Annotated in this window: 12 protein-coding genes; all 12 read right to left on the bottom strand. The window is 57.0% G+C overall.

Annotation, left to right across the window (positions count from 1 at the left end; all coding sequences use genetic code 11):
* Nucleotides 1-28: 28 nt before the first annotated feature.
* The 12 genes from tssA to OJ965_RS07990 all read right to left on the bottom strand — a co-directional run bounded on the left by tssA (nucleotide 29) and on the right by OJ965_RS07990 (nucleotide 13,290).
* On the bottom strand, nucleotides 29-1,624 hold the full coding sequence (gene tssA / locus OJ965_RS08045) for a type VI secretion system protein TssA (RefSeq protein ID WP_265138730.1): 1,596 nt from the start codon (nucleotides 1,622-1,624) through the stop codon (nucleotides 29-31).
* Nucleotides 1,624-5,073 (bottom strand): ImcF-related family protein, encoded by a 3,450-nt coding sequence (locus OJ965_RS08040; RefSeq protein WP_265138729.1) that lies wholly within the window; start codon nucleotides 5,071-5,073, stop codon nucleotides 1,624-1,626. Before OJ965_RS08040 ends, tssA begins: the two co-directional genes overlap by 1 nt.
* Nucleotides 5,057-6,115 (bottom strand): hypothetical protein, encoded by a 1,059-nt coding sequence (locus tag OJ965_RS08035; protein ID WP_154927570.1) that lies wholly within the window; start codon nucleotides 6,113-6,115, stop codon nucleotides 5,057-5,059. The genes OJ965_RS08040 and OJ965_RS08035 overlap by 17 nt, the downstream gene beginning before the upstream one ends.
* Before the next feature lie 77 nt (nucleotides 6,116-6,192).
* Complete coding sequence (locus tag OJ965_RS08030; RefSeq protein ID WP_154927569.1) at nucleotides 6,193-6,450, bottom strand: PAAR domain-containing protein; 258 nt, start codon at nucleotides 6,448-6,450, stop codon at nucleotides 6,193-6,195.
* Nucleotides 6,451-6,468: 18 nt separating this feature from the next.
* Nucleotides 6,469-8,916, bottom strand: a complete 2,448-nt coding sequence (locus OJ965_RS08025) for a T6SS phospholipase effector Tle1-like catalytic domain-containing protein (RefSeq protein WP_265138727.1) — start codon at nucleotides 8,914-8,916, stop codon at nucleotides 6,469-6,471.
* On the bottom strand, nucleotides 8,904-9,437 hold the full coding sequence (locus OJ965_RS08020) for a Tli1a family immunity protein (RefSeq protein WP_265138726.1): 534 nt from the start codon (nucleotides 9,435-9,437) through the stop codon (nucleotides 8,904-8,906). Before OJ965_RS08020 ends, OJ965_RS08025 begins: the two co-directional genes overlap by 13 nt.
* A 109-nt stretch (nucleotides 9,438-9,546) precedes the next feature.
* Nucleotides 9,547-10,080, bottom strand: a complete 534-nt coding sequence (locus tag OJ965_RS08015) for a Tli1a family immunity protein (protein WP_265138725.1) — start codon at nucleotides 10,078-10,080, stop codon at nucleotides 9,547-9,549.
* A 108-nt stretch (nucleotides 10,081-10,188) separates the two neighbouring features.
* A complete protein-coding gene (locus tag OJ965_RS08010; RefSeq protein ID WP_265138723.1) occupies nucleotides 10,189-10,722 on the bottom strand; it encodes a Tli1a family immunity protein in 534 nt (177 codons plus the stop codon).
* Between the two features lie 108 nt (nucleotides 10,723-10,830).
* Nucleotides 10,831-11,364: a Tli1a family immunity protein gene (locus OJ965_RS08005; protein ID WP_265138722.1), complete on the bottom strand. Its 534-nt coding sequence runs from the start codon at nucleotides 11,362-11,364 to the stop codon at nucleotides 10,831-10,833.
* A gap of 108 nt (nucleotides 11,365-11,472) precedes the next feature.
* Nucleotides 11,473-12,006: a Tli1a family immunity protein gene (locus OJ965_RS08000; RefSeq protein ID WP_265138720.1), complete on the bottom strand. Its 534-nt coding sequence runs from the start codon at nucleotides 12,004-12,006 to the stop codon at nucleotides 11,473-11,475.
* Nucleotides 12,007-12,114: 108 nt separating this feature from the next.
* Nucleotides 12,115-12,648 (bottom strand): Tli1a family immunity protein, encoded by a 534-nt coding sequence (locus OJ965_RS07995; protein ID WP_265138719.1) that lies wholly within the window; start codon nucleotides 12,646-12,648, stop codon nucleotides 12,115-12,117.
* Nucleotides 12,649-12,756: 108 nt separating this feature from the next.
* On the bottom strand, nucleotides 12,757-13,290 hold the full coding sequence (locus OJ965_RS07990) for a Tli1a family immunity protein (RefSeq protein WP_265138717.1): 534 nt from the start codon (nucleotides 13,288-13,290) through the stop codon (nucleotides 12,757-12,759).
* Nucleotides 13,291-13,320: the final 30 nt, after the last annotated feature.

The following is a 13,320-nucleotide window of genomic DNA, read 5'->3' as shown; positions in this document are numbered from 1 at the left end:
GTGTGAATTAAAGGTATGCGAGGGATTTTTACCCGCAAAGCACTGCACTGCTGGCTGGATCGAGCGCAATCAGCCCTGCAAGAAGCTGGTCCATCTCTGGCTGTAACCGTGATTTATCGGTTTCACTGCGTGTGGCTTTCATGCGCAGAAGTCTGAGGCGGCGTGATTTCACTTCAAACAGCAGTGCCGGCGTCCACTGCGTGAGAGTAATGGACTCTGCGGCACTATCGAGCTCACCCAGCAGATGCAGGGCCAGTTCATTTTTGCCCTTCTGCTCTGCTACGCGGGCCATCAACAGACGCAGCAACCATTTGTCTTTTGTGGTGTCAGTGCCCGGGCGGGTCTGCAGCCAGTGAAGTGTGGCATCCAGACCGTCACTATCCGCTTTATCCAGCGCTTCCGGCTCAAGAGACAGAATATCGTTATCTGTCTCACCGGCGCTGACCGGCTCATTCCGCCAGCCGGACATATCGTCCAGCACGCTCTGGTTTATCCAGTTCAGCGTCACTTCATCAGCAAACGGCGTTCCGTCATTAAAGGCCAGGGTTTCAAGCCCGGTAAGGCGGCGCAGCAACCCTTTCAGGTCTGCGGTGATGATCTCGGCCAGTACATCCTGCCCTGATTTCATCAGGGCCTGGTGGATATACCACTGTAAATCCAGCCAGAGGTGGTTGGCACCGCGCGAGAAGGTATTGTCCGCCTGTTCCAGAATCTCCAGCCAGCTCTGCTGGAGATATAGCCGTTTGAGCATGGCTCGCTGGTCAGCCCTTGGCGGTTCGATGCGCGTTTTCCCCTCAGCATCCGGGGCCGGAATAATGTTCAGCGTGTCATGACGCAGACTCTTCATCAGCCGATGCGCCGCAAGCCAGCCACCGGGCTGTTCACGCAGATACCCTGTCAGGATGCGAGCCTGAGCCAGTAAATCCTGACCAGAGGTAATGCGGCTCAGTATCGGCGCGTCAGGCTCTGTCGCGTGTAAGGTCTGTGACTGACTCTTGTTACTGACATTCTGAGGTACCACGGCATCCACACCCCCGGCCTTCATCAGGCGGGATTCCAGCGCGCTGTACAGAGCATTCAGCGCCGGCCGTGACGCCTCCGGCTCTCTCTCCAGGCTGTCCGTAATGAGCAACAGCGCCCCGGCAGTACGCTGTGCATCCTCGCGGACAACCTCCGGATACAATGACAGACTGTCCAGAACACGGGTACCGCCGAGCCATTCGAGCGCGGCCCTGCGGCTGCGATCCCGCTGCGGGTGAAGCTGCATGCCGAAGCGCTGCAGTAATCCCGCCAGCAGTTCAAGCCCTTCGGCAAAGCCAGCCTCGCCATCCTGGTGCAGGCGCGCCCAGCAGTAATACGTCGCCACCCGAATATCTTTCGCCCCGGCGATCAGTAACTTCTCGGCAAGCGTGCATATCAGCCCGGTATCGATCCCGGTGAGCTTATTGACCTCTTCGCGGATACGCTGAAAATCATCATCATATCCCGGGTCTTCACCGGTCAGACTGCTGCCACTTATTGGCGTAAGCCAGCCCTGCCAGTTTTCCATGCGCGTCTGCGCCTGTTGTCGCAGCTGAGTTTCGTCTGCCTGACAGGCGGCAACCAGATTCTGCAGTGTACTCATTATTCGACTCCATCACTGTCACTGTTTCCGGTACTGGCCATCAGCGCCTGCGCGGTGGCCGCACTGTCGACACTGAATATCTGATCGGGCAGCGTGAAACCGCGAAGGTCCAGCAGTGCCAGCGGACCTTTGCCGAGTTGTGAGCGCAGCACCCACTGCAAAGTGCGACTGTCCGGGGCGGTGAAGCTCATCATCCACTGGCTGCGGTCAAGCTGCTGGCGTTTGCCCTGCTCCAGCCAGCGAATAAAGCCCCAGGTCCCGCTGTAATCCCCGAACAGGCGCGCTCCGGCGTTGACGGTGGTCCAGGTCAGCATCGTCCCCGGCCTGTAAGTCTCTCCCGGCCAGCGGAAACTCTGCCAGTCGGCCATCTGGTTGAAGTAATGCAGCTTTTGCCCATCAATGGTCAACTGCGTCTCCACCACCTGAGGTACAGGTCGCGCCTGCAGCTCAAAGCTGATGCCCTGGCTGCCATCGGTAAACAGAATGTCCGACAGCTGGCTCAGCTGGTTAACCGCACGCAGGAAGGCCGGGTTAAAGCTCAGCCCCTGGCTGTTAATCTTATCCGGCACCCACTGGCTGCCCTCTTTGTGCAGCACACCGCTGAGCTCCGTCGCCAGGAAGCGCTCAATACGTCCGCTATCCTTACGCACGAATTCAGCCAGCATCGGCAGGGAGGCATCACTTTTACTGGCAGTAAACGGAAAGCGCCCGTCAAAGGCGGTGCGCCAGTTTGCGACAACGGAACGACTCCACTTATCGTTCAGGCTGGCTGCGGAGGGCTGAAGCACGGTCTCCCAGGCCTGGGTCAGCGGCTGCACAAACATCGTGTTGCCAAACCCACTCCACTCTTCACCCAGGCTGGCAGAAATCAGGCTGCCATACTGTTGGGTATCTGTAAGATCCACGCTTTTACCCTGAAATACCGTCTGCGCCAGGGTCTGCATCATCTCCAGCGGATCAGAGGCGCTGGCCACCTGTTGCAGACGCAGACGCACACGTGTGATACGGGTCAGCCAGGTCTGCAGGCTCAGCGAATTGTCAGCGGACATGACGTTGCTGCTTTTGTTTTTACCCAGCAGCTGAAGCAGCGGGCCAAAGGTTTCATCCAGCGGACCCTGCGGGCCTGCCGCCGACTGGTCAATCGCCGGTTTATCTTTGCCGCCCACCAGCTCTTTAGCCGACTGGATGATCGAGTCCGACAGACCTTCGCGTTGCTGACCGGTCTGTCCCTGCCAGGCGAGCGTATTCATCAGGGCAATCAGTGGCGACTGACGGACATCACTCATCAGCGTCAGCTGGTCGGTGACGTCGGCGATATTGTCTGCCGGGTTCCAGTGCAGACTGTTAAGAAAACTCAGCCAGCGACCAGCAAAGTCAGTGAAGTACCTTTGCGTCAGACGGGCTTTCAGGGCTTCCGGCGACAGATCGGCTGAGACTGCTTTATGGGAATCGCTCAGCACCCAGTCGATTTCATCCCGGCGGGAATTTGCCGCTTTTTCGATAGCGGGCTGAATGCCCCCCTCCCAGGCCTGGCGCGTGAACATGCCCGGCACCACATCTTCAGTCGTGAACAGACGACGGGCATCGGTACCGCCGGTCATGTCCTCCAGAGAGAGATCGGCGAAGTTACGCCGCACGGATTTGAGCATGTTCTGGTACAGCGTGCTTTCAGCATTACGCCGTCCAATCTGCTGCAACAGGACCTGGCGGCTCTGGCTAACCAGCTGCGCATCCGGCGTGATTTTCCACTGTGGCTGCTCTGGCAGTTCGGACATATAGAACGCCCACAAATCCGGCGACAGGCTCTGCCACAGGCCGGCTGAAATACCTATCCGCGCCGGCTGCACGGTTTTCATAGCCTGCGCATAAAAGGCACCATCGGCTTTATCCGGACGAGCCATCATCAGCCAGGCTTTAAGCTGGTCATAACCCGGTTTAGCAAGCGCAGCGCGCTGGTCACTGTTGGGAGCTGAATTCACCAGCGCACTGAGTTTCTGCATCAGCGCCTGATTTGCCGGGTCGCGTATCAGGCGGTTGTTTGCCACGCCGTACCAGGGCAGCATCGCGTCAAGCAGCTGCGGGTTATGGTCCAGACCAAAGCGCTGATACCAGGGTGCGCCGTCTTCAATACGGTGCTTCAGGCGGCCGGCGTCATTACGCAGCGTATGCAGCGCCGTGAGCTGGTCATCCGAAACAGAGGGATGTTCTGCCAGGGCATGCGCCTGCCCGGCAACAGAAACGATCTGCTGACGGTTGACCGCGAAAGACAGCAGCGTTCCCGCGCCCCAGATACCGATAAGGGCCATCAGCGTCCAGGCAAGCGTCTGTTCCCATGCCATACCGACACGGCGGCCACGAACACGGACGCAGTCATCCACGATGCCCTGCCAGGTTGCTGGCAGGCTCAGAGCGTGGCGTTGTGATTCGGGAACATATTTATCAGGGTCGGCAGATGCAACAGCTTCACCCTCAAACGTTTCAGCAGGCTTATACTCCGGCAGGCTGAACATCAGGCCACGCAGCGGAATGCGCTGCTGGGAGGCTGCCAGCCATGGCACCAGCTGCTGAGCCCAGCGGGCGATACCGCCGTTTTTGAGGTGCTGGCCCAGTCGCAGCAGAAAGTCGTGGCTGTTGTTCTCAGCGACCTGACTCATTCCCTGGTTTCGCAGTGTTGGCAGCATCCGTTCAAGCTGGCGGGTAATGTCGTCAGGCTGGGCACGCAGCGGGAAAGTAGCCCCAACCGTCTGTTCATTACGTTTTGCCTGCGACCAGGTGCTGTCGCACAACTGCCATAAATAAACCGGGGCAGAATAACGCAACAGTTCGCTGATTTTTTCCAGTCCGCGTAGATCACTTTCGCTCATCTGCGGCGTAATATTCTGTCCTTCGCCATTTACGCGTACGATGCCGTCCACAGGACGACCACGTCGCAGCTTGCGCAGGGCGGTGTATTTTTTTTCGTCGGGTTCAGCGGTCAGGCTGCCGCCGTAAATCAAGACCGTGCGGTTACCTTCCAGCCACTGACGGGTTTGCAGGTTGGGCACGAGCTGTGCGATGGCGTTTTCATCGCCTGTGACTAATAGCAGACGAACTTTACTTCGCCAGAAGAAGCTATAGCGGCGGCGGAGATGGCTACCGATGTCTGCCTTGAGCGGCAGCAGGGGCGTTCTTTTCTTTTTGACCGGTCTGGAAGAAGACTCTCCCATCACTTTATCCCGAATCATTAAATGAAAAGCGATAAACCCCAGCACCAGTACGCAGAGCGACACTCCCCAGACAACAAAACAGGCCGTCATAATTCGACGTATCACGTCCCATTCCGTGGAGAGATCTTCCCCCCAATACCACCACAACAATCCACCTGCCAGTACAAGCAGCGTGACAGTAGCAACAAACAACACCGCCGTGGCAAGCACCGAAAATTCAGCGGGTTTATTTTCCTTCACCATAAGGTTTAATAATTCCAAGAGCGAGAGTATGTAGAGGGTCTTTGGCTATCCAGCCGCAGGGTTCTTGATAATTTTTTGCGTAAAGGGCCGCCAGAATCAGCACGACAAGCATTTCCATATCACCGGGGTTCCCCCAGTTGAGGTCCTGAACGTGATGGGTCACATTCCAGCCGCTTTGCGCCAGGGTGGGCAGCGTCGGCTGTGAGAACAGCATGCAGACGTCAGGCGGTTTTTTGAGGTCGCTTTGCTGCTCCGCGCGCTCGCAGATTGCGGTTAAAACCTCTTTTCCAGCGATATCGTAAACCTCCCCCCGGGTAACGCTGACCAGCCCTTTCTGCGCGACCAGACACAGTGCAGCGGACTCACCGGCAGGCTGTGCAGAATTAAACGAAGAAGCTATCGAATGGCACCCGGCGACCAGAATAGCCTCTGATTCAGGGAGCGTTTGAGCCGTTGCGGCAAGTTCAGACAGCGTCTCCTCGCCTTGCCATGTCTCCGGTTTGTCAGGAAGCGCCACGTCCGGAAATGAAACCTGCATTTGAGTACAGAAAGCACGCCAGGCATCCAGAGAACCCTGCCAGTAGCAGCGCCATAAGCGTGGGAGGGAGGAATCTGCGCTTTGCGTCTGCCATTGCAACACCAGCAGTTTTGCCAGCAAAGCCTCACGTTCAGCCACCGTATCAACCAGCGTTCGACCAATACGCAGCGCTTTCCCGCTCGACTCATTTTTGATCTCAGGAACACGATGCTCCCGCTTTAGCAGCCTCAGCCAGTGTTGCATATCGGTTCCGGCCGGGCCCAGCAGCACCATTTCACTGAGCGCAAAACGGTATTGATGCTGCTCCCACCAGGCCTGTCGCTGCTGCTCAATCAGTTGTTCATAATACCGGGCGTTATGAACCGAAGTCCGGTAATACAGCTGGCGTATTAACCAGAGCACGCCCATCAGAACCACCGCACCAGCCATTCCTTTTATAACCAGCCCTGCACCGCTCCCGGCAGAATGAAGCAGCGCGCCGCCCCCTCCGAACAGCAACACCATCAGCGCGCCCGCGGACAGCCATCGCTTGCCATCAGGAGGGCGCGCGCCCCGGTAGGGCGGATACTCCGGTAACGGCCTCACAGTTCAATGCCGCAATCGGGAAAGGAGCTCACTAGCGTGCAGCCGCAGGCACAACGGTGACCGTGCAGCGCCACCGGCTGTCCGTCTGCTTCCGATAACGAACTGCCTTCGCTGATGACCGTCATGCCATGTTTATTGCACTTCACCGCATCGCCTTTACAGGCCATCCCTTTCCCGAAGCAAAGATAATGCCCGCCCAGCACTTTCCCGCCGTACTCCCGCAGGGTATCGCCCTCGCGTATCACTGCTTTCATCCTTTGTTCCTCCCTGAATCAGGCCGTTACGGTCGCCTTAAGATTTTCCGCCCAGCCGGACTCAATCATCGATTTTGCCAGCGCCAGCCGCTGCTCGCTGACGACCTGAGTCTGCTGTGCAACCACCGTGCCTGGCTCCATCGTTGGTGCCTGCAGCTGTGCGGCATCAGGCAGCATCGGCAGCGGTTTGCCGGAAAGCAGATCGATGGCCTGTGTTTCGAGGTAAACGGCCCCCACGGTACCGGCAAGTCCCGTGAGTTTGCCCTTCGCGCTTTTCTGTCTGATGATAACGGCCGCGCCTGCGGCAAGGGTCGCCACCCCCACCACCGCCCCGGCAATCATCAGCGGCGTCATCGGCTTACTGCAGCGGCTGCCGAAGTAGATCATCCGGTAGAGGAAATAGCTGCCCCAGGGTTCGCGGGAGCCTAAGGCGTTGTGCATAAACCATGCGCGGGAATCATGGACCTGATCGTCAAACAGCGCCCGCACCAGCCCGCCAGGTTCAGTGGCGTTACCCGCTTCGCCGCTCGCCGGGAAAAGCACTTTTACACGATCGTCCCCGGCGGTTTTCATGCGGAGCCATTCGCCATACTCATTGTCGTTATTCAGCAGGAAGATGGCGTTACTCACTGAATCAACGGCGGTAAACATCCAGTTGCCGGTACAGGAACGGGAAAGACCGTGGTAATCCTCTCTGAACTCCCCGGCGGCCTGGCGCAGCTGGGTTTGTCCCAGCGCGGCGTCGAAATCTTTCAGCCCCGGCGGGAGCATCAGGAAACCCTCTTCAGGTTTATGTCCGGCTATTTTTTTCTTGCGCTCTTTCTCAATCTCCTTCTGTAAGTCATCTCTCTCCGCCTCAGACTGTTTTCTGACCAGCGGATCGCTGTCTTTATCCAGTCCGTTCGCCGCCGAATCAATATAGAAGCGCTGGGTCTTGTAGGCTCCCCCGGCATAGCGGTTGATACGCCACGCGGTGATCCAGCCCATCTGATCTTCAAGCGCTTTCTCCAGGCTGACCGGCGCGCGCGGCGGATCGTATTTTGCGGCCTGTTCAGGAGGAATCGGGGCCGCGGGCGAACTCAGGCCTAGGGTTAGCTCGCGCCAGGCGTTGAAACGGTTGATTAATTCAGGTGCAGTCGCGAATTCTGTCCCCAGCTCAAAGGACATTGTTCTCCAAAGATCCTCTGCTAAATCAGAGGGCAATGCTCCTTTTGGTACTTTTAAAGGGGCACCAGCTCCGAAGGCAGAGGCATACATTTCATGCAGCGCTATTTGTGACAACAAATAACCGTCGTTGCCTGCATTAGCCTTTCCCTGGTCCCCCGGTGGATAGCCACCCCCTAAATCCGAGTGCATTCCCGGATAAACCACCTCCAGGCTGTTCGCCGGATAATGACCATCCGGGCGGCGGATCGAATCCAGCGGGAAGCACAGCCGCTGCTCGTGGGAAGAGACCAGGTGGACGCAGTTTTTAATCAAGCCCCCGTAGACCTTCTCTGCCGGAAGCTCCTGGGTCTCGTCCGCCCAGCCCATATGCCCTTCCGCGACCGGGGCGATATGTGCCACGCCCACCGAGGCCACCGTATCCAGCAGGCCAAGAAACTCCACGCTGAGCGGAATTTTCAGCCCCCCTACCGCCAGGCACTGCTCGGGCTTATCCTTCCCCTTTTCAGGCTTAGGCAGCAGCTCACTGAGCCAGTTGACAAAGGTCCGCGCTGCTGCTGCCCCGCGCGAGAAGCCGTAGACGTACAGTTTGATGCCCAGCAGCTTCGGCTTACCGGGTTCGGCCGGTACCAGGGCCTTTTGCAGTTCTGATGACATATCTTTCAGCAGGCTCTGGAAGGTCTCATAGCGGTTAGCGCTGCCGGTCAGTCCAAAGGACGCCACAGAGGTCGCCATTTTATTCACCGCCTTCCAGCTCGCCCTGTTCGACAGACTCTTCCTGGTTGTCGTCCGTTTCAGCGCATCGATAATCCGCAGCAGGCCCCAGTTGATTCTGTCCTCACCGTGGGTCGCTGCCGCCAGCCCCATCATGCTGAAATCCAGATCGTTCACCTCGGGAAAAGGTGTCCCGACGCCGGGAATATAATATTTGTAGTATTTGTCATCGCCGCTGCCATCAGCATCCAGCAGCTCCTCCCCTTTTTCTACTCCCCCGGCAGTCCCCTGCCCGATGGTGGCGCGAAACAGACGGGCAATATTGGTGGGGTGCTTCGGGTCAGCAATATATAAGTCGTGATTAAGGTTATTACCGGTGCCGTCAAAAAACAGGCTGATATGCAGGGTCTTGCAGCAGGGGGGCTCCACGCGCCGCCCGGCGGCCAGGCACAGCTCCTGCCGGTAAGCCAGCTCGTGGTTATCCTGCTGCGCGCAGTTTGTGCCAACCAGCGCAGCCTGAGCGGGTAAACGCCCCTGTGCCGGAAACGCCGGTGGGAACCACGCCAGATCGGTGATTATTTCGGACATACTTTCGGCTCCGGCATCTGCAGCGGTTCGTTGATTGGGTAGCCCGGCCGGCCGGGGCTCACACAGCTGGTGGTCACTTTCACCTCATCACAGGGCATAAAGTGCACCGTGATCCCGCAGGTCTTTTGCCCCGTATAGTCCGGCACCGGCACCACCGCGCTGTGCTGCTTATTCTGAGCCTTCATTTTTTTTTCCCAGGCCAGATACTCATCCCATCTGTCAAACCCTGGAAACCCATCCATATCACCCACTCCCGTTTCCCAGTCTATTTTGACTGTCATACCCGGCCGCCACTTTGCCGGCACGCCATAACAGCAGCCGCCCCCGCCGCCCTGATACGGCCCGATGATGTCTATTCCCGACTGACCGTCGACACTGAAATGGTTGATTGCCCATCTGATATGATTGATGGCAACAATGGTTCCACCACCGCCACTCCGGGTTTCAGCATTCGCCGCCGGCTGACTGCAGCCCGCCAGCAGCAGGGCACCCGATACCACGAGGTAATGTCGTATTTTCATTTTGCATTCCTTTGATGAAGAAACAGATGACATGCGTCCTGCTCAGCCATGACTTTTCGGAATGGCATGGCTGAGCATTACTGAAGGGGAATAAAGGTCAGGCTGGTGATTATTGCGGACAGACTTTTGGCTCCGGCATCTGCAGCGGTTCGTTGATTGGGTATCCCGGCCGGCCGGGGCTCACGCAGCTGGTCGTCACTTTCACCTCATCACAGGGCATAAAGTGCACCGTGATCCCGCAGGTTTTTTGCCCCGTATAGTCCGGAACCGGTACTACCGCGCTGTGCTGCTTATTCTGGGCCTTCATTTTTTTTTCCCAGGCCTTATATTTTTCCCAGTCAGCAAAGCCCGGAAACCCCTTTGAGCCACCCACCCCCGTTTCCCAGTCGACTTTCACCGTCATACCCGGCCGCCACTTCGCCGGCACGCCATAGCAGCAGCCGCCCCCGCCGCCCTGGTACGGACCAATAGCATCTATACCCGACTGACCGTCGACGCTGAAATGGTTGATTGCCCATCTGGTGTGATTGATGGCAACAATGGTTCCACCACCGCCACTCCGGACTTCAGCCTTCGCCGCCGGCTGGCTGCAGCCCGCCAGCAGCAGGGCACCCAGAACCACGAGGTAAAGTCGTATTTTCATTTTGCATTCCTTAGATGAATTAACACGTTACTGCGCCCTGCTTTGCCATGACTTTCAGGGATGACATGGCTGAGCATTACTGAAGGGAGATAAAGGTCAGGCTGGTGATTATTGCGGACAGACTTTTGGCTCCGGCATCTTAAGGGGCTCTTTGATCGGGTGTTCCGGGTGACCATAGTTGGCACAGCTGGTCGTCACTTTCACCTCATCACAGGGCAGAAAATGTAACGTTATCCCGCAGGTTTCCTGTCCCGTATAGTCCGGAAGCGGTACCACCGCGCTGTGCTGCTTATTCTGGACCTTCATTTTGTTTCGCCACGCATTGTATTTTTCCCTATTTGCAAACCCCGGAAATCCGTCCATATCGCCCACTCCAGTTTCCCAGTCGATTTTGACCGTCATTCCCGGCCGCCACTTCGCCGGCACGCCATAGCAGCAGCCGCCCCCGCCGCCCTGATACGGCCCGATGATGTCTATTCCCGACTGACCGTCGACACTGAAATGGTTGATTGCCCATCTGGTATGATTGATGGCAACAATGGTTCCACCACCGCCACTCCGGGTTTCAGCATTCGCCGCCGGCTGGCTGCAGCCCGCCAGCAGCAGGGCACCCGGTACCACAAGGTAAAGTCGTATTTTCATTTGCATTCCTTTGATGAAGAAACAGATGACATGCGTCCTGCTCAGCCATGACTTTTCGGAATGGCATGGCTGAGCATTACTGAAGGGGAATAAAGGTCAGGCTGGTGATTATTGCGGACAGACTTTTGGCTCCGGCATCTTAAGGGGCTCTTTGATCGGGTGTTCCGGGTGACCATAGTTGGCACAGCTGGTCGTCACTTTCACCGCATCACAGGGCAGAAAATGCACCGTGATCCCGCAGATTTCCTGTCCCGTATAGTCCGGAAGCGGTACCACCGCGCTGTGCTGCTTATTCTGGGCCTTCATTTTTTTTTCCCAGGCCAGATACTCATCCCATCTGTCAAACCCTGGAAACCCATCCATATCACCCACTCCCGTTTCCCAGTCTATTTTGACTGTCATACCCGGCCGCCACTTTGCCGGCACGCCATAACAGCAGCCGCCCCCGCCGCCCTGATACGGCCCGATGATGTCTATTCCCGACTGACCGTCGACGCTGAAATGGTTGATTGCCCATCTGGTGTGGTTGATGGCCTCGATGGTTCCACCACCGCCACTCCGGGTTTCAGCATTCGCCGCCGGCTGACTGCAGCCCGCCAGCAGCAGGGCACCCGATACCACGAGGTAATGTCGTATTTTCATTTGCATTCCTTTGATGAAGAAACAGATGACATGCGTCCTGCTCAGCCATGACTTTTCGGAATGGCATGGCTGAGCATTACTGAAGGGGAATAAAGGTCAGGCTGGTGATTATTGCGGACAGACTTTTGGCTCCGGCATCTTAAGCGGCTCGTTGATTGGGTAGCCCGGCCGGCCGGGGCTCACACAGCTGGTGGTCACTTTCACCTCATCACAGGGCATAAAGTGCACCGTGATCCCGCAGGTTTTTTGCCCCGTATAGTCCGGTACAGGGACAACCTTGCTATGCTGCCGATTATTAGCACTCATTTTTTTTTCCCAGGCCAGATACTTTTCCGTATCTGCAAACCCTGGAAACCCTTTTGTTGATGCTTCGCCACTTTCCCAGTCGACCCTCACCGTCATACCCGGCCGCCACTTCGCCGGCACGCCATAGCAGCAGCCGCCCCCGCCGCCCTGGTACGGACCAATAGCATCTATACCCGACTGACCGTCGACGCTGAAATGGTTGATTGCCCATCTGGTGTGATTGATGGCAACAATGGTTCCACCACCGCCACTCCGGACTTCAGCCTTCGCCACCGGCTGGCTGCAGCCCGCCAGCAGCAGGGCACCCGGTACCACGAGGTAAAGTCGTATTTTCATTTTGTATTCCTTTGATGAATTAACGCGTTACTGCGCCCTGCTTTGCCATGACTTTCAGGGATGACATGGCTGAGCATTTATGAAGTAGAAAAAAGGTCAGGCTGGTGATTATTGCGGACAGACTTTTGGCTCCGGCATCTGCAGCGGCTCGTTGATTGGGTAGCCCGGCCGGCCGGGGCTCACGCAGCTGGTTGTCACTTTCACCTCATCGCAGGGCATAAAGTGCACCGTGATCCCGCAGGTTTCCTGTCCCGTATAGTCCGGAACTGGCACAATTTTGCTATGATTTCGATTACTTTCGTCAATTTTCTTTTCCCAGGCCAGATACTTAGCCCTATCCTGGTACCCAGGGAAATCATCTGTGGACGCTTCGCCACTTTCCCAGTCGACTTTCACCTTCATTCCCGGCCGCCACTTCGCCGGCACACCATAGCAGCAGCCGCCCCCGCCGCCCTGATACGGCCCAATGATGTCTATCCCCGACTGACCGTCGACGCTGAAATGGTTGATTGCCCATCTGGTGTGGTTGATGGCAACGATGGTTCCACCACCGCCACTCCGGATTTCAGCCTTCGCCACAGGCTGACTGCAGCCCGCCAGCAGCAGGGCACCCGGTATCACGAGGTAAAATCGTATTTTCATTTTGCATTCCTTAGATGAATTAACATGGTACTGCGCCCTGCTTTGCCATGACTTTCAGGGATGACATGGCTGAGCATTACTGAAGGGGAATAAAGGTCAGGCTGGTGATTATTTCGGACATACTTTGGGCTCCGGCATCTTAAGGGGCTCTTTGATCGGGTGTTCCGGGTGACCATAGTTGGCACAGCTGGTCGTCACTTTCACCTCATCACAGGGCAGAAAATGTAACGTGATCCCGCAGGTTTCCTGTTCCGTATAGTCCGGAACCGGTACTACTGCGCTGTGCTGCTTATTCTGGGCCTTAATTTTATCTCGCCATTCTCTGTATTTTTTTGAATCAGCGAATCCTGGAAACCCTTTTGTTGATGCTTCGCCAGTTTCCCAGTTCACCCTCACTGTCATACCCGGCCGCCACTTCGCCGGCACACCATAGCAGCAGCCGCCCCCGCCGCCCTGATACGGCCCGATGATGTCTATTCCCGACTGACCGTCGACACTGAAATGGTTGATCGCCCATCTGGTGTGGTTGATGGCAACAATGGTTCCACCACCGCCACTCCGGGTTTCCGCATTCGCCGCCGGCTGGCTGCAGCCCGCCAGCAGCAGGGCACCCGGTACCACGAGGTAATGTCTTATTTTCATTTTACATTCCTTGTATGGCAGCCTCTCCGG

This window comes from Pantoea anthophila (assembly GCF_026104315.1).
Taxonomy (GTDB): domain Bacteria; phylum Pseudomonadota; class Gammaproteobacteria; order Enterobacterales; family Enterobacteriaceae; genus Pantoea; species Pantoea anthophila.
The sequence above is the reverse complement of the archived record's forward strand: the minus strand, read 5'-3'. Positions and strand labels throughout refer to the sequence as shown.

Coding starts and splice junctions, on each gene's coding strand:
- tssA (WP_265138730.1), bottom strand. CDS start 1,624: ATGAGTACACTGCAGAATCTGGTTGCCGCCTGTCAGGCAGACGAAACT.
- OJ965_RS08040 (WP_265138729.1), bottom strand. CDS start 5,073: ATGGTGAAGGAAAATAAACCCGCTGAATTTTCGGTGCTTGCCACGGCG.
- OJ965_RS08035 (WP_154927570.1), bottom strand. CDS start 6,115: ATGGTGTTGCTGTTCGGAGGGGGCGGCGCGCTGCTTCATTCTGCCGGG.
- OJ965_RS08030 (WP_154927569.1), bottom strand. CDS start 6,450: ATGAAAGCAGTGATACGCGAGGGCGATACCCTGCGGGAGTACGGCGGG.
- OJ965_RS08025 (WP_265138727.1), bottom strand. CDS start 8,916: ATGTCCGAAATAATCACCGATCTGGCGTGGTTCCCACCGGCGTTTCCG.
- OJ965_RS08020 (WP_265138726.1), bottom strand. CDS start 9,437: ATGAAAATACGACATTACCTCGTGGTATCGGGTGCCCTGCTGCTGGCG.
- OJ965_RS08015 (WP_265138725.1), bottom strand. CDS start 10,080: ATGAAAATACGACTTTACCTCGTGGTTCTGGGTGCCCTGCTGCTGGCG.
- OJ965_RS08010 (WP_265138723.1), bottom strand. CDS start 10,722: ATGAAAATACGACTTTACCTTGTGGTACCGGGTGCCCTGCTGCTGGCG.
- OJ965_RS08005 (WP_265138722.1), bottom strand. CDS start 11,364: ATGAAAATACGACATTACCTCGTGGTATCGGGTGCCCTGCTGCTGGCG.
- OJ965_RS08000 (WP_265138720.1), bottom strand. CDS start 12,006: ATGAAAATACGACTTTACCTCGTGGTACCGGGTGCCCTGCTGCTGGCG.
- OJ965_RS07995 (WP_265138719.1), bottom strand. CDS start 12,648: ATGAAAATACGATTTTACCTCGTGATACCGGGTGCCCTGCTGCTGGCG.
- OJ965_RS07990 (WP_265138717.1), bottom strand. CDS start 13,290: ATGAAAATAAGACATTACCTCGTGGTACCGGGTGCCCTGCTGCTGGCG.